The organism is Haliea atlantica, from assembly GCF_054779855.1.
The window spans coordinates 21,066-41,511 of record NZ_BAAGXL010000027.1; the positions used below are offsets into that span (position 1 = coordinate 21,066).

Sequence of the window (20,446 nt, forward strand, 5' to 3'; positions counted from 1 at the left end):
ATAAGTCACTCAGAAATCTGGGCAGTCCGCCCGTCCTCCCAAAAACCACAAGCAGAAGGACCCATTGGATGAATCGTCCCGCTTTCGCTCGTTCCGGCCAAAGTACTCAAAGTATCATCAGCGCCGGGCTGAAAAGACACAAGCTGGCCATGGCCATCGCCGCCACCTGCATCGCCCCCACCGCGGCAGCCCAGCTGGAGGAAATCGTGGTGACCGCCACCAAGCGCTCGGAGCTGGTCACCGACCTGGCCCAGACGGTCAACGTGGTCACCGGCAATCAGCTCGACGAGTTCAAGATCTTCCAGTTCGAGGACATGGAGAAAATGGCGCCGGGCCTGGACCTGGAAACCGCCACACCGCGCTCCTGGAGCGTCAGCCTGCGCGGCGCGCCCTACAACCCTGACTCCAGCGCCGAACCCACCGTGGTGACCTACTGGAACGGTCTGAAGGTCTACCCCAATGCCGCCTTCGCCCAGCTCTACGACATCAGCCGTATCGAAGTGCTGCGCGGCGCCCAGGGCACCGTCCAGGGCGCCACCTCGCCCTCCGGTGCCATCCAGATCCACACCCAGCAGGCCGACGGTGCCGGCGTGCACGGCTATCTGCGCCAGAACCTGGTCAGCGGCGGTAACAGCCTGACCGAGGGCGCGGTGAACCTGCCGCTGATGGACGGCATGGCCGGGGTGCGGATTGCCGGCGTGTATTCCGACGAAGACCGCGACGCCCGCAGTGCCGCCTCGGGACAAAAAGGCTATTCCCGCACCCAGGGCGGCCGCATCAGCTTCTTCGCCGCGCCCACCGACCGCCTGGATCTGTCACTGACTTATGACTACCTGGAAGTCGACGCCGACGCCTTGACCACTGTGGAAGGCCGCGATCTGCTGGGGAACGGCAACCCGACACTGGCAGGCAATGACCGGCGCTCCCTGGAGGACGCCAGCGCCAGCGTCTTCCGCCGCAACCAGATGACCAACCTGACCGTCAATTACGCCCTGGACAATCACACCCTGACCCTGGTCAGTGGCTACCTGGACCTGTGGCAGTCCAGCCAGCGGGATACCGACTTCGGCAACATCTTCCCCGACTTCCCCCTGCCCACGGTCACGGAAAGCAGCTATGAAACCTGGAGCCACGAACTGCGCCTGGCCAGTGACTTCGGCGGTTTCTGGGACTACATCATCGGCGCCTACTACTTCGACAGTGTCACCGACACCACCGACACGCGCTTCTCGCCAACGCTGTTCTCGCGCATTCCCGGTGTGCTGCCCAGCCAACCAGGGGTGCCCGGCATGCCCACCCTGGGCCTGGTCGATTCGCTGTCCCTGGCACCCGCGGACAACAAGACCGAGTCATTCTTCGTGGCCAATGAATTCAACCTGAGTGACACCCTGCAGGCCAGCGCCGGCCTTCGCTGGCAGCGCAACGAACTGTTCCGCAATGTCACTACGCTGGCCGGCAGTGACGTGGTTTTCAGCCCCGAGTTTGTCCTGCCCGGGGGCACGGTGCTGGCGAGCATCCCGGAGCAATTCCAGACCTACACCGACGAAGCGGTAACCGGCAGCCTGGGCCTGTCCTGGGACATGACACCCGAGGTCATGGTCTACGGCAGCTATGCCCGCAGCTACCGCCCCGGCGGCTCGGTGATGGAGCCCACTGTGGGCATCGACCCCTCGCTGATCACCTATGACGAGGAGACCAGCGACAACATCGAGTTGGGTTTCAAGTACGTCTCCGCGGACAACCGCCTCCAGGTGAGCGGCGCGGCGTACTACCAGCAGTTCGATGGCTTCATTCAGCGCAACGAGGGCACGGTGCTCGACCTCGACGGCGACGGCGTGCTGGATACCGCGCTCTCGGGCGGCACCAACTTCAACGCCGATGCCGTCATCCGCGGCGTGGAGTTCGAAGGGCGCGCCATGCTCGCCGACAACTGGGACCTGTTCTTCTCCAGCAGCTACAACGACAGCAAGTTCGACGATGCCTCAGTCCCCTGCGGCAACTTCGGCGATGCCGCCAACCCGGGCAGCCAGCTGCGCACCTGCAGCACGGACGGCCGCATGGGCACCGCGCCAAATCTGAGCGCCACCGTCAGCAGCGAGTACCGCTTCCCGGGACTGGTTGCCGGCAACGACGCCTACATCCGCGGCCTGGTGCGCTACGTCGGCAGTCGCGAAGACGACAACGCCGCCTTCAACCCGGCACTCTATGACGGCTACCGGGTGAAGAGCTACAGCACCTGGGACCTCTACGCCGGACTGCAGGCGCCGGACCAGCGCTGGGAGCTGTCCCTGTGGGCACGCAACCTGTTTGACCGCGAAGCCACCAATGCCCTGGGCAAGAGCCACGCGGTCTCGGGTACCAACGCGGTGCTGCCGGGTGCGCCCGCGCAGACACTGTTCTCCGGCTACAGTGACGTGACCGTGATCCCCGCACGCACGGTGGGCGTGACCGCCACCTGGCGTTTCGGTGACTGAGGGCTGAGCTGACGCTTTGTCCGGCGCCGGCACGACCCGCCGGCGACCGGACAAGGCTCTGCATACAGCACTTTACCCGGGACCGGCGTGCCGTGCGCGCCAGCCCTGGGGCGTCTCACCGGTCCAGTCGACAAAGGCCCGCCGAAAGGCGCGCACATCGCTGAAGCCGAGCTGCGCGGCGATGTCTCCCACCTTGGCATCGCCGTGCCGCAGCAGGGCCCGCGCCCGCTGCTCCCGCTGTTCCCGCTTGATCCCGACATAGGTCGTCCCTTCCTGTACCAGTCGCCGGTGAAAGGTCGCCGGACTGGTATTGAAGAAACGTGCAATCTGATCGAGGCTGGGCAGGCGCCTGTTGCGCACCAGCTGGGTCTGGATAATGCTCGCCACCGCGTCCCGGAAGCGCCATTGCCCGCCGGGCTCGAAGAGCTGGTCGAAGGGCAATACGGCCAGAACTTCCCGCAGATCGGCCGCATCGCGCACCACGGGTCGATCCAGCAAGGGCGCCGGAAAATCAAAACTGTTGTCCGGCGCACCGAAGGTGAGTGGCTGCAGGAAAAAGCCCTCCAGGACCTGTCGCTCCATTACCTGGTTGGCATACACCGCATAGCCCTGGATTGGCAGGGTGCTGCCGATCAGCCAGGCAAACAGTCGCCGGTAGAACGCCAGGCCAAAAAGATCCGTGAGCAGGGCACTGGGGCTGTCGCGCAAACGCCGCGTGGCCATGTGGAAACGCGCCCGACCGCCGCTGACGGCCAGCGACAACTGAGCGCCGCGACCACCGAGCATGGCGCAGAAGCGCGACGCGCGCTCGATGGCCTCGCGCAGGGTGCGACAGGTGATCACGCAGTAACAGAGCATGTCCACCTCCTCCTTGCTCATTGGCGGCAGCTCACCCTCCCGGTTGGCCCGCTCGGAGAGCGCCGTGATGCAGTGCTCGAGGATACCCAGGGCCGCGTCCAGGGTCGTGGCCCGGCCGTCGCCAAGCTCCGCCATGTCCCCGCCGCTGGCGACATATTCGTGTACCAGAGCGTCGACGAAAGCGCCGAGCCCCTCGGGCAGGCCGGCACAGTCGGCAGCCAGGCCCTCCCGCGCTTCGGTCAATGCTGGGCGTTGTCGCTCTTGCAAAAAAATGTCCCCCTGCTGCCGGCTTTGGTCCTCTCCTCGAGCAGCCGCCGCAGTATAGTCTGTGGGCACAGTGGCAGCATGCCCTGCACTTTCTCCGCACGAGGACGAGGAATAATCATGAAACTAGCCAAACGCGAGATCCGCTACGGCGGCGCCATGCTCGACCAGAAAGAAGTCGATGCCGTGGTCAATGTCATGCAGACCAGCATGGTGGTCGGCGAGAATGTCACCACCTTCGAGAAGCGCTGCGCCAATCTGCTGGGCAAGGACTACGGCGTGATGGTCAACTCCGGCAGCTCCGCCCTGCTGCTGGCCATTCGCCTGCTGGACCTGCCCCCGGGTTCCGAGATCATCACCCCGACCCTGACCTTCGGCACCGACATCTCCAGCATCGTGATGAACGGTCATGTGCCGGTGCTGATCGACGTCGAGCCCGACACCTACCAGATCAACATCGACCGCATCGAGGAAAACATCACCCCGAAGACCAAGGCCATGCTGGTGCCCTCCCTGGTCGGTGGCATGCCCGACTGGGACCGCCTGCGGGAAATCGCCGACAAGCACGGCCTGAAACTGATCGAAGACAGCTGCGACACCCTCGGCGGCACCTACCGCGGCACGCCACCCGGCAAGCGCAGCGACATCACCGTCACCAGCTTCTCCATCTTTCACATCATCACCTGCCTGGGCAACGGCGGTCTGGTGGCGGTCAATGACCCCGCCCTGTGGGACCGCGCCCTGATGCTGCGCGCCTGGGGCCGCTCCTCGGAGAAGTACCTCTACGGCACCCGCCAGCAGGACAGCGACGGCCGCTTCCTGGAGGACCTGGGTGACATCGAATACGACGGCATGTTCATCTTCGAGGAACTCGGCTACGGCTTCATTCCCAACGAAGCGGGCGCCGCCTTCGGCCACGAGCAGTTGAACAAGCTGGATGAGTTCACCCGCCTGCGCCAGGCCCGTTTCAGCCGTCACGATGACTACATGGACAGCCGCAGCGAGTACTTCATCAAGCCGCGGGTCTCGGACGACGTCTTCACCACCTGGATCTGCTACCCGGTGATGCTGCGCCCGGAACTGGGCTGGAGCCGCCGCAAGCTGCAGGAGCACCTGGAGGACGCCGGCATCTTCACCCGGGTGATTTTCTCCGGCCATGTGGCCCTGCAACCGATGATGAAAGATGCCGAGTTCCGCCTCGACCCCGCCGGCTACCCGAACGCCGAGCAGGTCATGCGCCAGGGCCTCATGCTGCCCTGCCACCCGACCATGACCGAGGAGGACTGCCAGTACCTCTACCAGGTACTGGACGAATTCATCGAGCAGCAGAAAGCGGGCTGAAGCTCCCGCCCGCTCTGCACAACGGCGGCTGCTCCCGGATCCGGGGCCGCCGCCGCTTCCCAACGCGGGCCCCGGGTTCACCGCTGCCCGCGCTATCCCCTCAGGCGCTCGTCAGGCGCGCCAGCAAATCATCATTCAGCCGCGTGTAGGTCCCCCGCTCGCGATCCAGCCCGTAGAGCGGATCTTCCACCACCGTCGGGTCAAAGCCCTCGTTGCGCAGACGCACCTTCTGCAACTTGAAATTGGCGGTCACCTCCGGGCGCGGCAGAATGCGCACAAACAGTGGCTGGGCGTAGGCCGGCAGGTTCTCCGTTGCGCAGCGGTAAAAGGCATCCGGGTCGAAGTCGTGGCCCGGCTTCAGCTCCAGGGCCGCCATGCAGGCCCGCCCCTCGTGGCCCGGCACCTTCACGCCGTAGATATTGGTGGTTTCCGTATCCGGGTAGACCGAGAGCTGCTGGGCCACTTCGGTGGTGGAAACATTTTCGCCCTTCCAGCGGAAGGTATCGCCGATGCGGTCGACAAAATAGAAGTAGCCGTCCTCGTCGAAGCGGAACAGATCCCCCGAGCGCCACCAGGCATCCCCCGGCTCGAACACGTCCCGGCGAATCTTGGCCTCGGTATCCGCCTGGGTGGTGTAGCCCTCGAAGGGCGCCACCCACTCGCCGTTGCCGCGACGGATCTGACCGTGCAGCTCCCCCACTTCCCCCGGCCCGCAGAGGATGTAATGCCCCTGCTCGTCGCGCATCAGCTCGTCGGCACCCTGATCGTAGCGCAGCAGGCGGACATGGCTCTGCTCGGGGAAGGGAATGCGGCCACAGGCCCCCGGCTTCTGGTCGAAGTTGGTCATGTTGGCGTTGGACTCCGTGGCGCCCCAGCCCTCCATGACCAGCACATGCTCGCCAAAGCGCTGCTTGAAGCGCTGCCAGACGTCGATCCCGATTCCCGAGCCCATGATCATGCGCAGGCTGTGGTTTTTTTCCTCGGGCACGGGTGGCACATTGACCAAGTAGCGCACCACTTCGCCCACATACTGGAACACCGTCACACCCCACTGCTGCACGTCCGGCCAGAAGCGCGACACACTGAAACGTCGCCGCACCACCACGGCGCCGCCACACTGCAGGGCGGTGCTGTACAGCGACATCAGCGCGGCGCCGTGGAACAGCGGCAGGGCGCAGTAGAAGACATCCTCCTGACCCAGCTCGACCACACTCATCCAGCCCGCGCCCACCGAGAGAAAACGGCCGTGGCTGATCAGGGCCGCCTTGGGCAGGCCGGTGGTACCCGAGGTAAAGATATAGAAACACGGCCGCATTTTGTCGATGCCGGCGCGCAGTGCCTTGAAACCGTCCGCCGGCGCCGCGGCGGCAGGCAGCTGCTGCAGATCCCGGGCCGCGGGGTGACTGACCGCGTCCGGCGTGGCCGCATCGGCAATGCGGACGATCGACAGCTCTGCGGGAAGGTCATCGGTACTGCACAGTTGCGCCATGCACTCATCGCCGATAAACAGCAGGCCCGCGCCGGTGACCCGCAGGGCATGACTCAGGGCAGTGCCCACCGCGGAGGTGTTGATCAGGCCAACAATCACGCCGATCCGCGCCAGGCCAAGCCAGGCGTAGAAAAACTCGGGACGGTTCTCGATCATTACCGCCGCCACATCCCCCGCTTCGAGGCCGAGCCCCAGGGCGACACGGGCGTAGTGGGCAGAGCGCTGCTCAAGCTGCGCCCAGGTGACCACCTCCCCCTCGTAGACCAGTGCCCTGCGCTCACCCAGGCGCGCCGCCTGCTCCTCGAAGCAGTCGGGTACGAGATAATCACGCCGCATCATCATGCCGCCGGCGGCGGCGCGGTGACGGTCGATAATACGCTGGGTTTCTTCGCGGCTGACGGTCACGGTATTCTCCTGTGCTTGCGGGGGCCGATACCAGGCGGAAATACGACCGGCCCCGCGGTTACATTTATATTAGAGGTAATTTATATTGCCCCCTCAAGCATCATGCCCGGCGAGCCGGACCACGCCGGCGGGGGAGCCGACAGTCTGGACCGGCCAACCCGCGAAGACCAGTCCCCCGAAGCAATCCAAGGAGCCCATAATGAACTATCAAACCCTGCGCTATGAGGTGGACAACGGCCTGCTGTTGCTGACCTTGAACCGTCCCGAGCAGATGAACGCCTTCACCGTGGAGATGGCCAACGAGCTGGTGGACGCCTACAACCGCGCCAGCGAGGACGACAGCGTACAGGTGATTGTGGTCACCGGTGCCGGCAAGGCCTTCTGCGCCGGCATGGACCTGTCCACTGGCGGCAATGTTTTCGGGCTCGACGAGAGTCAGCAGCCAGGCCTGGGAGATCTGCGCGAGCGCCTGGATGACACCGCCATCGAGACAGGGGTGCGCGACACCGGCGGCCGGGTGGCCCTGGCCATGCTCGCCTGCCGCAAGCCGATTGTCGGGGCCATCAACGGCGCCGCCGTGGGCATCGGCGCCACCATGACCCTGCCGATGGATTTCCGTTTCGCCTCGGAAAAGGCGCGCATGGGCTTTGTATTCGGTCGCCTCGGCATCACCCCCGAAGCCTGCTCCACCTGGTTCCTGCCGCGCATTGTCGGCATGGAGCAGGCCCTCGAGTGGCTGTATCGCGCCGACATCTTCGACGCCGCGGAAGCGCGCGACAAGGGCCTGGTGCGCGAGGTCACCAGCCCGGAAGCGCTGCTCGAGACCGCCTGCAGCTTTGCCCGCAGCCTGATCACCGATCGCTCACCGGTCAGCGTGGCCCTGATCCGCCAGATGCTCTACCGCAACGCGGCCCTGGAGTCACCTCTGGAGGCGCACCGCATCGAATCCCTGTCCATGTTCTACAGCAGCGTGGGCGACGGCAAGGAGGGCGTTCAGGCCTTCCTGGAGAAGCGCAAACCGGCCTTCACGGCCCGGGCTTCGTCCATGCCCCCGTTTTATGGCGATTGGCTGGCCGAGGAATAATAGGAGCGCATGATGCCTGCACACCCTTCAACACTGCCCGGGACTGAACAGCTGGTCCAGCAATTCATCCACGACGAGCTGGTCCCGGGGGTCGCCCTCGCCTGGCCCCTGGGCGATGGCGAGATCCACTACCACTGCAGCGGCACCCTGGCCCGGGACAGCGAGGTGCCGGTTCAGCCGGACAGCATTTTCCGTATCTTCTCCATGACCAAGCCGATTACCGGCACCGCGGCAATGATGCTGATCGAGGAAGGCAAGCTGGGCCTGGACCAGCCCCTCGCCGAGATCCTGCCCGCCTTTGCCGACATGCAGGTCATGCTTGACCGCGACCCGGCACAGACCCGCCCAGCAAAACGCGCAATCACCATTCGCCACCTGCTGACCCACACCGCCGGCTTTGGTTACCACAATGCCGGCGATCACATGGCCGAGCTCTACCTGCAGCACGGCCTGGTACCCGGTACCCGCAACTGGGGCCCCACCCAGGGGCAACTACCGCCGGCGGCGACCCTGGAGGAGTTTGCCGAGCGCCTGGCCCCCCTGCCCCTGGCCACCGACCCCGGCACCCGCTTCGAGTACAGCCTGGCAATCGACCTGCTGGGCCTGGTCATCCAGCGCGTTTCCGGCATGCCCTTCGAGACTTTCCTGCAAGAGCGCATCTTCGAGCCCCTGGGCATGGCGGATACCGGCTTCCAGGTACCCGAGGACCAGCTGCACCGCTTCACCACCCTGGCGGAACAGGGGGAGCAGGGCTGGCAGCTCGTGGATGACCCGCAAGACAGCGTTTACTCGAAACCTGCCCTGCCCTCCGGCGGCGGTGGCCTGGTCTCCACCGCGCGGGATTACGCCCGCTTTGCCGCCGCGCTGATGAACGATGGCGAATTCGACGGCGTGCGCCTGCTGCAGGCGGAGACCGCCCGCCTGGCCCGCTCCAACCTGCTGCCTGAGGGAGTCGATCATATCGAACTGCCCCTGGGCTACACCTGGCCCAATGTGGGTTTTGGCGCCGCGGTGTCTGTTCAGACCGGAGACGGCGAGGCGCCGCAGGGTGTGTTCGGCTGGCCAGGAGCCGCGGGCACCGCCTGCTGGATCGACCCCGCGCGGAAGTTCTTTCTGCTCTTCCTGGTGCAGTACTGGCCGCCGCATATCAATATCGACATGCGCCCGCGGGTGGTGGCGGAAGCCTACCGGGACCTGGCCCAGGGCTGAGCGCCAGCGGACGGGTCGACGCCGGGAACTTTTCCCGGTGTCGGCCATCCCACCAGATGTAATCGCCTGACACTCGCAAGAATGACAGGAGGATTCCATGCAGCGTTCCAGACAATTTGCGCTGACAGCGTCCATTACTGCCGCCCTTCTCGCTCCCTCGGCACTGGCCGAAAGCCCTTATACCCAGCCGGATGACACCTGGATCCGCCTGGACGGGACCGTCGTCAGCGTCACGCCTAATGCCTTCACCCTGGACTACGGCCAAGGCAATGTGGTCGTGGAAATGGATGACGGCGATCGCGATGCCGACGCCTACAAGCTGGTGGCCGGCGACCGTGTCACCGTATCCGGCTTTATCGACGACGATTTCTACGAGACCACCACGATCGAGGCGGCCAGCGTCCATGTCGAGGCCATCGGAACCACCTTCTATGCCAGCAGTTTCGACGAGGAGGATATCCTGACGGATATCGATCCGGTGGTGATTTCCGCCGCGACGCTGCAGGGGCGTGTGGCCAGCGTCGACCCCGAGGCGATGACCTTTACCCTGGACAAGGGCACCGCGGAGCTGACCGTGCATGTGGACGAGATGCCCTACAACCCCCTGGATGACCAGGGCTATCAGCAACTGGCAGTGGGTGACATCGTGTCGGTGTCCGGACAGGTCGACGTCGAGCTCTTCGAGGGCCGCGTCTTTGCTGCCGACACTGTGACCACGCTCTACAACGCGTCCAGTGACTAAAGGCCTCGGGCTGATACAGCAGCCCGGCTGAGCGCAGCCCAACTGACCGTAGCCCGACTGAGCACAGCCCGGTGGGTATACCTCACTGGGCTTTTCCGTGCGCGGATGCCCGCCCGCTGTCAGGATGGCACCGCGATGCCCTTCTCCCCTGCCTGCATTGCGCGGTTTACAAGCCCCCCTGTTTTATTTAACTTACACATAAACCAATAATAGACAGGTGCTCCTGGCACCAGGAGAAAAAGCATGCGCATCCTCGACGTGGACAGCCATTTCCAGGAACCCGCCGACTGGTTCGAGCAGGCCAATCCGACGCTCGCAGCAAAGCTGCCGAAAATGTCGGTGGAGGAAAAGTTTCTCGATGTGGTGGTGGGCGACCTGTTCTCCTCCATCCCGCCCGCCATGCGTCCGGACCCGATGAGCCTGGTGCCGGAGTTCGTGCGCGAGAGCTACGATCGATTCATCAATGGCGGCGAGCCGCCACCGGTGGCGGTGGAAGCCGGCGCCTTCCTGCCTGCGGCCAGCGAGCCTGTGGCCCGCCTGGCCTGGATGGACGCGCGCGAGATCGAGAAGCAGGTGATCCTGCCCACCCTGGGTTACCACCCCTACCGCAATGCCGTGCGCAATGCCCCGGAGCTGGCACTGGACACTCTGGACACCTACAACCGTTGGGCGGCCGAGCGCCTGGCCGGACACACCGAGCGGCTGATTCCCGCCGTGGTGGTGGACCTGTCGGATGTCGACTGGAGCCTGCGCCAGTTGCGCGAACTGCGCAAACAGGGCTCCCGGGTGGCCTTCGTCAAGGCCGACCCCCACGGTGGCAAGGCCCTCAATCATCCCGACTTTGAACGCTTCTGGGCCGAGGCCGAGGCACTGCAGGTCAGCATCATGTTTCACGTCGGCGGCGCCCGCGCCGCCATGCATCCCGGTTGGGCGGTAAATGGTGGCGACATGGCCGCCTTCTACCGCCAGGCCTCCCTGGCCCGGGAAATGATTCCGCAGATGGCCCTGGGCGCCATGATCTTCGGCGGCGTGCTGGAGCGCTACCCGAAACTGGGAATCCTGGTGTCCGAGCTGGGTATCGACTGGCTGCCTCACTTCCTCGAAAGCATCGATGCCGCTGCCGACAACGAACGCCCGCAGATGCTCACGATGGCGCCCTACGATCTGCCCCTCAAGCCCAGCGAGTACATGCAGCGCCAGGTCCGGGTCTCGGTGGTCCATCAGCAGGATCGTCTGCGGCCCACCATCGAGCGGATACCCCCGGGGCTGGTGGTGTTCTCCTCCGACTTTCCGCATATCGAGGGGCACCAGGAAGCCGTGGCACTTTACGACTCGCAGCTGGAGGGTGTGGACCCGCGCACCCGGGAACTGTTCTTCGGCGCGGCCGCCGCCGAAATCATGCACATCTGAACCTGATAACACACTGCGAGGCAGCACCATGACAAACGAAACGGGAAGACTGAAAAGCGCCCTGAATCTGAACGGCGCACCGGTCATCGATGTCGACGCCCATTTCGAACCCGGCGACGACTGGCTGGCACCCTACCCCGACCTCAAGGCGCGCCTGCCGGTGGTGAATCCCGGCAAGCTGGCCGTCGACAGCATCTGCGGCGATCTTCTGCACGATGTACCAGAGGACAAGCGCCCGCCGATGGAAGATCTGGTTCCCCCGGGCGCCGCGATTCTCTTTGGCAAGGAAAAGGCCGAAGAGGCGGAGCGGCGCAAGGCCTTCGAGGGGCGCAACCAGATGCAGACCGCCAACGCCCAGGCCCGGCTGCAGTGGATGGATGCCCAGGGTATCGACGTGCAGAACATCATCTGTCTGTCGGGCATTTCCTACTGCAGCGCCATCGACGATGTCGGCCTGCGCCAGGAGGTTACCGCCACCGCCAACAACTGGCTGGCGGATACCTGCGACGAAGGTGGCGAGCGCATGCTGCCGGTGGCGGCGGTCGACTACACCGACCTCCACTGGGCCGCTGCTGAGCTCAAGCGCATGCGCCAGCGCGGCTGCCGGATCTTCCTGATCCCCGCCTATCCGGTGAACGGCGTGCCACCCATGCATCCGGACTGGGACGTGATCTGGGATACCGCCGTCAACAACGGCATGGTGCCGATGATGCACACGGGCTTCGAACACATGCGCTTCGATCCCGGCTGGGCCAATACCGGGGGGGACACCACCCTGCTGCGCATGCTCGGGGGCGCCCACCGCCACGTGGCCCCCACCACCCTCCTCAACGGCATGATCTACAGCGGCCTTTTCGAGCGTTTCCCCACCCTCACAGTACTCCTTGCGGAAGTCGGCACGGGCTGGCTGCCCTTCATGTACCGGGAAATCGACGACCGCGTGTCGCCGGTGGCAGAACTCTTCCTGGGCAAATCAACACTGAAGCTCAAACCCAGCGAATACCTGGCGCGCAACGTCAAGGCCACGCCTCTGGATGGCGGCAACGACCGCCCCTTGCTGCGCATCATGGAAGATCTGCCCGAGGAGATGCTGGTCTTCTCCAGCGACTTCCCCCATTTCGAGGGCTTCACCGACCCGGCGGAACACTACGGGGCCCTGCTCGCAGGACTGTCCGACCGGCAGCGCCGGGCCTTCGCCGGTGGTACCATGGCGAAGATCTTTGCGGACATGGGTCAGCCCCTGACCGTGCCGCAGTGATCACGGAGCGCTCGCCCGGCGCAAGCGGCGGCGGGCGCATCGCCATGACAATAAGACGAGGAGTTCATCAACCTTGTTCAAGACCATTGCGCTTCTTAAATGCAAGCCCGGCCTCTCGCGCGAGGCTTTTATCGACTACTACGAGAACCACCACGTTCCGCTGATCCGCAGCCTGCTGCCCCAGATCTGTGGCTACCGGCGCAATTTCGTCGAGCCCGAAGGCGCATTTATCAATGCCGGTGCCGCGGCGCGCGATTTCGATGTGATCACCGAAATATGGTTCCCGGATCGCGCCGCCTATGATGCGGCGATGGCCCTGCACGCCCGCCCCGAGGTGGCACAGGCCATCGCCGAGGACGAGGAGAACTTCCTGGACCGCAGCTGCACCCGCATGTTCGTGGTGGACGAGCGCCTGTCCAGCTTCGACTGACATCATGCGTGTTGGACGGCTCCCTGATCGTGCAGACCTCAGGGCAGCGGCAGCGCCATGGAATTGCCATAATCAAAAGGATCCCGTTTCCGTGCACAGTTACCATCTTTCCGCCCAGGCGCCCACCCTGGATATTCCCGGCGCCGCCCTCGGGCTGGCGCAACGCGAATCCGACACCCCCGAACCCGGTCCCGGCCAGGTGCTGGTGCGCCTGCGCGCCAGCGCACTCAACTATGCCGATCTCAGTTTTCTCGCCGGGCACATGCCCCATGCCGAAGGCCTGATACCCCTGCTGGATGGTGCCGGCGAAGTCGCGGCGGTGGGCCCGGGCGTCCAGCGCTGGCAGGCGGGTGATCGCGTCATCGCCAATCCCCACCAGAACTGGCTGGCCGGCGAGCTGCGCCCGCCGAACTACGGTGCGGTGCTGGGTGGCATGATCGACGGCACCCTGCGGGATTATGCGCTGGTGCCCGAGACCGGGCTGGCGGCGACACCGGAGCACCTGAGCGACGAGGAGGCCGCCGCCCTGCCCTGCGCCGGCTTGACCGCCTGGAACAGCATCATGGGCGGGCCACCCCACCGGCGGGTCTGCGCCCCGGGGGAGAGCGTGCTGGTCCAGGGCACCGGCGGTGTCGCCCTGTTTCTGCTGCAGTTCGCCAAACTGGCGGGCTGCCGGGCCATTGCCCTGACCTCGACGGCGGAAAAGGCCGAGTTTCTGCGCGAGCGGGGTGCCGACGCGGTAATCAATTACCGGGAAAATTCCGCGTGGGGTGACAGCGTCGTCGAACTGACCGGCGGCCGCGGCGTCGACCTGGCGGTGGAGCTCGGTGGCCCCGGCACCCTGCCGGAATCCATCAAGGCCGTGCGCCCCGGCGGCAGGCTGGCCCTGATCGGCATTGTGGGAGGTATGGGCAGCGTGGACTATCTGCACATGATCCCGATCATCCACAAGGCCCTGACACTGTTCGCCAACTCCATGGGTAGCCTGGCGGATCTCGAAAACATGCTGCAGGCAGTGAGCCTGCACCAGCTGCGCCCGCATATCGACCGGGTCTTCCCTTTCGACGAAGCACCCGAGGCCTACCGCTATTTCGCCGGGCGCGGGCACATTGGCAAGGTGGTAATTCGACATGACTGATACACAGCGATTAGTGGGCTGCTGGCTGTTGAAGGCCTACCAGCTGGAACAGCCCGACGGCAGCGTGATTCATCCCATGGGCGAGCAGCCCGCCGGCCTGCTGGTCTACAGTCCCGGCGGCCACATGTCGGTGCACCTGTCACAGCCCGGTACCCAGCCGCCAGCTGCGGAGCAACTGCCGCCGGGGGTCAGCCCGGACCTGGCGCTCTCCTACGCCTGCTACTCCAGTTATTTCGGCCGCTACAGCGTGGACAGTGCACAGCAACTGGTCACCCACCACCTGGAAGGTGCCTCGGTGCTGGCCTGGGCGGGCAGTGAATTCCCCCGGCGCTACGCGCTGGAGGGCACGCGGCTCACGCTATCCGCCACTGCCGTCAACGAGCACGGCACCCGGGCGGTGCTGATCTGGGAGCGCGAGACCGAATGATCCACAGCGAGGCTACCCTACGCGAGGCGGCACCATGCTGAACCTGACACCGGACCAAGTCCTGTCCACCACCCGCAGCGTGCGCAAGCGCCTGGATTTCAGCCGCCCGGTTCCCCGGGAGATCATCACCGAGTGCGTGGAGCTGGCGCTGCAGGCGCCCAATGGCTCGAACCTGAACCGCTGGTCCTTCATCGCGGTGGATGATCGCAAGACCATTGCCCGGATGGCAGGTATCTACGATGCCGCACTGGAGGACTATGTGCGCTCCCTGGGCAGTGCCGTGGGGGACAAGTATGTCGGGGCCGCCGTGCCCGGTTTCGAGAGGGTTGGCGACTCCGTGCAGTACCTGCGCGACCACATGGCCGAGGTACCGGCGCTGGTGGTACCGGTCATTCGCGGGCGCCCCGAAGGCCTGGATGTGTTTGCCCAGGCCAGCTTCTGGGGCTCCATCCTCCAGGCCGCCTGGAGCTTCATGCTGGCCCTGCGCGCGCGGGGCCTGGGCAGTGCCTGGACCACCGGCCACCTGAACCGGGAAGCCGAGATGGCCGCGCTGCTGGGCATCCCCGAGGACCACACCCAGGCCGGTCTGTTTCCGGTTGCCTACACCCTGGGCACCGATTTCAGGCCCGCCTGGCGGCGACCGGTTGAGCAAGTGCTCCACTGGAACGGCTTTCACACTGACTGACACAGTCGCGCGCGGTGAGCGAGATCAGGGCAGCGCCCGCGACACAGGTCATCCACAGACGATAATCACACCGAACCGAGGAAGGGTCATGGGAGAGAAGAAACTGACAGGGCGCAGCGCCATCGTCACCGGCGCCAGTGATGGCATCGGCCGCGCCATGGCCGAGCGCCTGGCCAGAGAGGGCGCGGCGGTACTGGTCACCGATATCGACGACGAGAAAGGCCAGGCGGTGGCGGGAGCGATCCGCGATGCCGGTGGCCAGGCCGAGTACCGCCACGTCGACGTCACCCGGCGGGAGGACGTCGAGGGCATGGTCGCCCACTGCGTGGCCACCTGGGGCAGCGTCGATATCCTGATCAACAACGCCTATCGCGGCCAGCCCCCGGAACGCCTGGAGCAGAAAGCCGACGAGGACTTCGAGCAAAATCTGCGGATGAATTTCTGGGCCGGCAAGTGGTCCATGCTCGCCGCCTACCCGCACATGCGCGAGCGCGGCTGGGGCCGTGTCATCAATATCTGCTCGCTGAACGGCGTCAACGCCCACATGGGCACCGCCAGCTACAACATCAGCAAGGAGGCACTGCGCACCCTCACCCGCTCCGCGGCGCGGGAGTGGGCCCCCTACGGCATCTGCTGCAACGTCATCTGCCCGGCCGCCGTGTCCTCGGCTTTCAGTCGCTTCCGGGAAGCCCAGCCGGAACTCGCTGCGGCCATGGAAGCCGCCAATCCGATGGGGCGGATGGGCGACCCGGAACGGGATATTGCCGGTGTAGCGGCGTTCCTGGCCAGCGAGGACGCCCGCTACATGACCGGCAATACCCTGTATGTCGATGGCGGCGGCCACATCAACGGCGTCGCCTGGGTACCCGACCTTCCGGAGTAAAGCACATGCGCGGGGGCCGACAGCAACCCGGCCCCGCTCCGCCGTTACACCGCTACCTTCAACGGCTCGAAGCGGTACTCGCTGAAATCCGGATTGAGCATGTCTTCGCGGTACTGCTGCGGCAGCCAGGGATAGATATTCGGCGTCCCCGTTGCATCCAGGTACCAGCTGTCGCAGCCGCCGGTCGCCCAGGTCGACTTGCCGATATCCCGGGACATTGCTTGGTTGTAAGCCTCGTAGGCTTCCTGCTTCGGCGCGACCACAGCCACCTGGTCGCGCTTCATCTTGTCCAGGATCGCGATGACACAGTCAATCTGATGCTCAGAAATGTCGATCAGCGAGGTATTGCCAAATACGCCGGTTGGGCCTTCCAGCATGAAGAAGTTCGGAAAACCCGGGAAGGTCAGTGCGCGATGGGCACGGGGCGCCTCCCGCCAGAACGCGGATAATTCCAGGCCATTCTCACCAGTGACCCGGGTCGGCAGAATGAAATCCGACACGTGGAAGCCAGTCGCCAGCAGCAGAATATCCAGCTCATGCACTTTGCCATCGCCTGTCTTCACGCCCCCCGGGACGACTGCATCGATGCGCTCGGTGACCAGCTCGACATTGTCCTGCTGCAGCGCGGGATAGTAGTCGGAGCACATGATCATGCGCTTGCAGGTGGCCTTGTAGTCGGGGGTTACCCGCGCGCGCAGTTCGGGGTCGGGAATTTGCTCCTTCAGGAAGGCCAGGCAGGCATCCTGCACCCGTTTCTGCTGCTTTTCATCGCCCAGGGTGGCCCGGGCAAAGGTGTGCTCCATCAGCCAGCGCATGAAGTTGCGAATCGCCAATTGCAGGCCCGGCACCCTGCGCAACAGGAATCGCCAGGTGGCGGAATATTGCTTCTGGGGCATCGACGTGATCCAGTGTGGTGTACGCTGGAAGACATCCAGGTGCCCCACGTCTCCGGCAATCGCCCCGACAATCTGGCAGGCGGTTGAGCCCGTACCGATAATGCCGACCCGCTTGCCCTTCAGGGGGACGTCGTCACGCCAGCGCGCCGAGTGCCATTGCTCCCCGGCGAAGCTGTCCAACCCCGGGATATCCGGATAGGCCGGATTGACCAGGACCCCGGTCGCCGCAATTACCAGGTCAAAGCGCTCCACGTCACCCTGCTCCGTGGTCAGCTGCCACTGCGGCCCCAGGTAGGTCAGATCGCTGACTCCGCAGTTGAAGCGAATATCCCGCTTCGCGCCGTACTTGTCGGCCACCTGGTTCATGTAGGCCAGGATCTCCGGGCCGTAGGAGAAGCGGTGCTTCCAGTCCGGGTTCAGCGCAAAGGAGTAGGAGTAAAAGTGGGAGGGCACATCGCAGGACAGGCCGGGGTAGTGATTGTCACGCCAGGTGCCGCCAATTTCCCCGGCCTTCTCGAAACAGGTCAGGTCCGTGTAGCCCTGCTGGCGCAATTTGATCAGGGCACCGATGCCGGAAAAGCCCGCGCCGATAATGGCAATGCGGGGCTGGCGACCCTCCGTCGTCCAGGCCCCCGTGGGCTGAAGGTCCTTCCCTGAAACACTCATGTTCATGGCATGTTCTCCCAGACAGTTCTTATCTTGCACGGGCAGGCGGGGCGCTCCAGTGCGGGATACCGGGAACTCTACTCACTGCTGCGCATTTTGCCATGTGGCGAGAGGACAACAACTTTTGAATATCGGCCATCATCCGCATACTATCCCGAATCTGATCGGTATTTTCCTGCATCTACTGGGCATAAGGGGCCATGTACGCGACCGACCACCACATCAACGGCATCCGGATCGCCCGCGAACTGATGCCCACCCTGGGCATGCCCATTCCCGATAGCCTGTGGCGGGAGTTCCCCCTCGACTTTGGCCGGGAAAATGCGGCCTTCAGCATGCACCGGCAATTGCAATTCTACCGACGCCTGATAGAAATCATGGACGATCCGCTACTCGGCCTGAAGATGTCAGCCCTGTTTCCGCTCCAGGCCTACGGCATGTTTGGCTACGCCATGATGGCCGCCCCGGATATTCGAACCAGCCTGCGGCTCGCCGACCGCTTTGACCGGCTGACCTACACCCTCCAGGCCCTGCACTTCATGGAAAGGGACGGCATGGGCATACTCCAGTTCACCGCGACCGGCCTCAATCTCGACCCTGTACTCAAGACCTATTTCGCCGATCGCGACCTGGCCTCTTCCGCCATCGGCGCACGCGGCACTGCCATGGATGATTTGCACACGGCGCTGAAAGTGACCTTCGAACACGGCGACGGCGGTCACGCGCGGGCCTACGAAGACTTCTTTCGCTGCCCGGTCGAGTTCAGTGCTCCCAGCAACAGTGTCACCTTTTCCGCGCAACAGCTCGACCGCCCCAACCCCTACCGCAATGCCGCCGCCTTCGAGCTCTGTGTCCGGGAGTGCGAAAGGCAGCTCTCGGAGCTGGCCGACAACCGGGATATTGCCGGACGGGTACGCGACGAACTGTTCCAGCGACCTGGCTACCTGCAGGACATTGAATCCATCGCCCGGCAACTGGGCACCTCGGCGCGCACGCTGCGCCGGCGTCTCGAGGAGACCGGGACCAGCTTCACCGAGCTGCAACAGGATGTCCGCTTCCAGCAGGCCCGGGAGCAGTTGCGCAACCGCAAGCTCTCCATCACCGAAGTTGCCACTATGCTCGGGTATTCGGAAGCCGGCAACTTCACCACCGCCTTCAAGCGCTGGAGCGGGGGGATATCCCCCCGCGCCTACCGCCAGTCGCTGTCGGCTGGCGCTGGTGCCTGATCAGCCAGGAGTACAAAACGGTCTGGGCTGTGCCTGCGCCCCCAAGCCGGATTATTCCCCTGCCTGACAAAGACGCTCCACCTTGTCGTGGAAAAATCGGGCGCTCCACAGGGACAGGCTGCGCTGCTCCGGCTGTGAAAGAAACGGCTCGACATCGTACGCCGCCTGACGCCAGTCTATCCGGTCTACCACCTCCTTCAGCGCGACCTCCAGCCAGGCGGCACCAACCTCTTCCCCCTGGCCCTGCCAGGGCCCGTATTGCTGCAGGGCCGCGGAGAGCAGTGGCAGGTTCGGGCGCACCGATTGGCGCACGTACCAGGCCAGGTCAAACCAGTCGCGCCCTTTCACATAGGGCCCGCACAGCAATGCATGAATTTTCAGGGCGAAGTTGCTGGACAGATCCTGGCAGCAGATTTCAAAGTCCAGGGGGAAATCCAGATAGCGGTAGTAAAAGTCTGAACCCGGCGGCGGGTTGCTGTCGATTTCCAACTTGACCTTGAGCTTTCGCCCATCGCGGGCATCGACAAAGCCAAGATTCAGTTGATGCCCAATAGAGTTGTTCTTGAGCATGGCCTGACGCACTGCACGGTCTGCCCTGCCGCGGTCGAGCAGCTCTGCCTCGACGCCGAACTCCGCCAGCACCTCCTCGAGCGCGCCAAAATATGTCGGCCATGCAAAGTCGGGGTCCGGAACCTTCAGTATGAAATCCAGGTCTTCCGAAAAACGTGGCAGATCATGGAGAATGCGAAGACTTGTGCCGCCCTGGAAGGCAGCAATGCTGAAAAAGTCCGCTCGCCAAAGCCCATAGAGCACCAGCTCCTGAAGAATCTCCTTGAGCGCCTGCTCCTCACCGCGGGCGTCAGTACAGCGGTAGGAAGCCAGGCGTTGCTGTAATAGTGCAATCATTCGCCGATCTCCCCGCTCAGTCCGTCGATGACCCGCTGCATGCGGCGATGTTTGTAGACCGGCCGCAGGCGTTCCAGCTCACGCCTGTCGATCGACCGCACCACGTCCTCCCCGATACGCAGATCTTCAGTCAGCTGGACGATATTCGTCCACTCTCGCTTGCGCAGACAGAAGTCGTCCAGCAAGGCCCTCAGGGGGCTAGCCACCAGTGCCGGAGAGCCCGAAAGCATCAGGCGCTCTACCCCCTCGAGAAAATAGCCGTGCCTGATCGCCAGGGGATAGAAGCGGAACTCCCCCATTTCCGCGCTGGAAACCTCGCTGCGGCGCGCATGCGGGGTGATGCATTGGGTGACCGGCACGGACTCGGGAACCCAGCCATGGTAAGAAAGGGCGCTGAACAGCGAGATATAGGCACCGGGCGAAAGGCTCTCGGCGACCACGAAGGGGTGTGGCCAGGAACCCGAGACATCAGCTGCGACGAGGTACAGCCCCCGTCTCAGGCGCACCAGTTCCCCGCTACGCAGGGCTCGGTTGACCAGGTTATAGCGTCGCTGCGGCGTACCCTCCACCAAACGGGCCAGCTGGTGCTCGTTGAGCACCCTGCCACGCAAGCCAGCGCTGCTGATGATGCGGGTTAACGTTTCCATAAATGCAA

18 protein-coding genes are annotated in these 20,446 nt (G+C 64.4%); 13 read left to right on the top strand and 5 right to left on the bottom strand.

The window, feature by feature from the left end:
• Positions 1–149 precede the first annotated feature (149 nt).
• Positions 150–2,474 (top strand): TonB-dependent receptor, encoded by a 2,325-nt coding sequence (locus ACYVGS_RS16745; RefSeq protein ID WP_460589835.1) that lies wholly within the window; start codon positions 150–152, stop codon positions 2,472–2,474.
• Positions 2,475–2,546: 72 nt separating this feature from the next.
• On the opposite strand, the gene ACYVGS_RS16750 is transcribed toward ACYVGS_RS16745, so the two are convergent.
• Complete coding sequence (locus tag ACYVGS_RS16750) at positions 2,547–3,599, bottom strand: helix-turn-helix domain-containing protein (RefSeq protein ID WP_460589836.1); 1,053 nt, start codon at positions 3,597–3,599, stop codon at positions 2,547–2,549.
• 117 nt (positions 3,600–3,716) lie between these two features.
• Between ACYVGS_RS16750 and ACYVGS_RS16755 the strand changes: the two genes are divergently transcribed.
• Entirely contained in the window at positions 3,717–4,937 is a 1,221-nt protein-coding gene (locus ACYVGS_RS16755; protein WP_460589837.1) for a DegT/DnrJ/EryC1/StrS family aminotransferase, read from the top strand.
• A gap of 100 nt (positions 4,938–5,037) precedes the next feature.
• Here the strand turns inward: ACYVGS_RS16755 and ACYVGS_RS16760 are convergent, their stop codons facing one another.
• On the bottom strand, positions 5,038–6,831 hold the full coding sequence (locus ACYVGS_RS16760) for an acyl-CoA synthetase family protein (protein WP_460589838.1): 1,794 nt from the start codon (positions 6,829–6,831) through the stop codon (positions 5,038–5,040).
• Between the two features lie 199 nt (positions 6,832–7,030).
• On the opposite strand from ACYVGS_RS16760, the gene ACYVGS_RS16765 reads away from it, so the two are divergent.
• From ACYVGS_RS16765 to ACYVGS_RS16810, 10 genes are all read left to right on the top strand, one after another.
• The gene (locus ACYVGS_RS16765) at positions 7,031–7,915 is read left to right on the top strand and encodes a crotonase/enoyl-CoA hydratase family protein (RefSeq protein ID WP_460589839.1); all 885 of its coding nucleotides are present in this window, start codon (positions 7,031–7,033) and stop codon (positions 7,913–7,915) included.
• Between the two features lie 9 nt (positions 7,916–7,924).
• On the top strand, positions 7,925–9,124 hold the full coding sequence (locus ACYVGS_RS16770) for a serine hydrolase domain-containing protein (RefSeq protein WP_460589840.1): 1,200 nt from the start codon (positions 7,925–7,927) through the stop codon (positions 9,122–9,124).
• Positions 9,125–9,221: 97 nt separating this feature from the next.
• A complete protein-coding gene (locus tag ACYVGS_RS16775) occupies positions 9,222–9,866 on the top strand; it encodes a DUF5666 domain-containing protein (RefSeq protein WP_460589841.1) in 645 nt (214 codons plus the stop codon).
• Positions 9,867–10,109: 243 nt separating this feature from the next.
• Positions 10,110–11,276: an amidohydrolase family protein gene (locus ACYVGS_RS16780; protein WP_460589842.1), complete on the top strand. Its 1,167-nt coding sequence runs from the start codon at positions 10,110–10,112 to the stop codon at positions 11,274–11,276.
• A gap of 28 nt (positions 11,277–11,304) precedes the next feature.
• Positions 11,305–12,534 carry an amidohydrolase family protein gene (locus ACYVGS_RS16785; RefSeq protein WP_460589843.1) on the top strand — a complete coding sequence of 410 codons (1,230 nt, stop codon included), beginning with the start codon at positions 11,305–11,307 and terminating at the stop codon, positions 12,532–12,534.
• A 73-nt stretch (positions 12,535–12,607) separates the two neighbouring features.
• Entirely contained in the window at positions 12,608–12,964 is a 357-nt protein-coding gene (locus tag ACYVGS_RS16790) for an EthD domain-containing protein (RefSeq protein WP_460589844.1), read from the top strand.
• A 91-nt stretch (positions 12,965–13,055) separates the two neighbouring features.
• Complete coding sequence (locus tag ACYVGS_RS16795; protein WP_460589845.1) at positions 13,056–14,102, top strand: zinc-dependent alcohol dehydrogenase family protein; 1,047 nt, start codon at positions 13,056–13,058, stop codon at positions 14,100–14,102.
• Entirely contained in the window at positions 14,095–14,529 is a 435-nt protein-coding gene (locus ACYVGS_RS16800; protein WP_460589846.1) for a lipocalin-like domain-containing protein, read from the top strand. The genes ACYVGS_RS16795 and ACYVGS_RS16800 overlap by 8 nt, the downstream gene beginning before the upstream one ends.
• 34 nt (positions 14,530–14,563) lie before the next feature.
• Positions 14,564–15,214, top strand: a complete 651-nt coding sequence (locus tag ACYVGS_RS16805; protein ID WP_460589847.1) for a nitroreductase family protein — start codon at positions 14,564–14,566, stop codon at positions 15,212–15,214.
• 88 nt (positions 15,215–15,302) lie between these two features.
• Positions 15,303–16,097, top strand: a complete 795-nt coding sequence (locus ACYVGS_RS16810; RefSeq protein WP_460589848.1) for an SDR family NAD(P)-dependent oxidoreductase — start codon at positions 15,303–15,305, stop codon at positions 16,095–16,097.
• Between the two features lie 44 nt (positions 16,098–16,141).
• On the opposite strand, the gene ACYVGS_RS16815 is transcribed toward ACYVGS_RS16810, so the two are convergent.
• Positions 16,142–17,665 (bottom strand): flavin-containing monooxygenase, encoded by a 1,524-nt coding sequence (locus ACYVGS_RS16815; RefSeq protein ID WP_460589849.1) that lies wholly within the window; start codon positions 17,663–17,665, stop codon positions 16,142–16,144.
• A 194-nt stretch (positions 17,666–17,859) separates the two neighbouring features.
• Here ACYVGS_RS16815 and ACYVGS_RS16820 point away from each other — a divergent pair, with 194 nt between their 5' ends.
• Positions 17,860–18,885, top strand: a complete 1,026-nt coding sequence (locus ACYVGS_RS16820) for an AraC family transcriptional regulator (RefSeq protein ID WP_460589850.1) — start codon at positions 17,860–17,862, stop codon at positions 18,883–18,885.
• 51 nt (positions 18,886–18,936) lie between these two features.
• On the opposite strand, the gene ACYVGS_RS16825 is transcribed toward ACYVGS_RS16820, so the two are convergent.
• Together ACYVGS_RS16825 and ACYVGS_RS16830 are read right to left on the bottom strand one after the other, a co-directional pair.
• The gene (locus tag ACYVGS_RS16825; RefSeq protein WP_460589851.1) at positions 18,937–19,791 is read right to left on the bottom strand and encodes a nucleotidyl transferase AbiEii/AbiGii toxin family protein; all 855 of its coding nucleotides are present in this window, start codon (positions 19,789–19,791) and stop codon (positions 18,937–18,939) included.
• Positions 19,788–20,438 carry a type IV toxin-antitoxin system AbiEi family antitoxin domain-containing protein gene (locus tag ACYVGS_RS16830; protein ID WP_460589852.1) on the bottom strand — a complete coding sequence of 217 codons (651 nt, stop codon included), beginning with the start codon at positions 20,436–20,438 and terminating at the stop codon, positions 19,788–19,790. The genes ACYVGS_RS16825 and ACYVGS_RS16830 overlap by 4 nt, the downstream gene beginning before the upstream one ends.
• Between the last annotated feature and the right edge of the window lie 8 nt (positions 20,439–20,446).

What these genes read in the sequence shown, in the direction of transcription:
- ACYVGS_RS16745 (WP_460589835.1), top strand. Translation starts at nt 150, where the DNA reads ATGGCCATCGCCGCCACCTGCATCGCCCCCACCGCGGCAGCCCAGCTG.
- ACYVGS_RS16755 (WP_460589837.1), top strand. Translation starts at nt 3,717, where the DNA reads ATGAAACTAGCCAAACGCGAGATCCGCTACGGCGGCGCCATGCTCGAC.
- ACYVGS_RS16765 (WP_460589839.1), top strand. Translation starts at nt 7,031, where the DNA reads ATGAACTATCAAACCCTGCGCTATGAGGTGGACAACGGCCTGCTGTTG.
- ACYVGS_RS16770 (WP_460589840.1), top strand. Translation starts at nt 7,925, where the DNA reads ATGATGCCTGCACACCCTTCAACACTGCCCGGGACTGAACAGCTGGTC.
- ACYVGS_RS16775 (WP_460589841.1), top strand. Translation starts at nt 9,222, where the DNA reads ATGCAGCGTTCCAGACAATTTGCGCTGACAGCGTCCATTACTGCCGCC.
- ACYVGS_RS16780 (WP_460589842.1), top strand. Translation starts at nt 10,110, where the DNA reads ATGCGCATCCTCGACGTGGACAGCCATTTCCAGGAACCCGCCGACTGG.
- ACYVGS_RS16785 (WP_460589843.1), top strand. Translation starts at nt 11,305, where the DNA reads ATGACAAACGAAACGGGAAGACTGAAAAGCGCCCTGAATCTGAACGGC.
- ACYVGS_RS16800 (WP_460589846.1), top strand. Translation starts at nt 14,095, where the DNA reads ATGACTGATACACAGCGATTAGTGGGCTGCTGGCTGTTGAAGGCCTAC.
- ACYVGS_RS16805 (WP_460589847.1), top strand. Translation starts at nt 14,564, where the DNA reads ATGCTGAACCTGACACCGGACCAAGTCCTGTCCACCACCCGCAGCGTG.
- ACYVGS_RS16810 (WP_460589848.1), top strand. Translation starts at nt 15,303, where the DNA reads ATGGGAGAGAAGAAACTGACAGGGCGCAGCGCCATCGTCACCGGCGCC.
- ACYVGS_RS16815 (WP_460589849.1), bottom strand. Translation starts at nt 17,665, where the DNA reads ATGAACATGAGTGTTTCAGGGAAGGACCTTCAGCCCACGGGGGCCTGG.
- ACYVGS_RS16820 (WP_460589850.1), top strand. Translation starts at nt 17,860, where the DNA reads ATGTACGCGACCGACCACCACATCAACGGCATCCGGATCGCCCGCGAA.
- ACYVGS_RS16825 (WP_460589851.1), bottom strand. Translation starts at nt 19,791, where the DNA reads ATGATTGCACTATTACAGCAACGCCTGGCTTCCTACCGCTGTACTGAC.
- ACYVGS_RS16830 (WP_460589852.1), bottom strand. Translation starts at nt 20,438, where the DNA reads ATGGAAACGTTAACCCGCATCATCAGCAGCGCTGGCTTGCGTGGCAGG.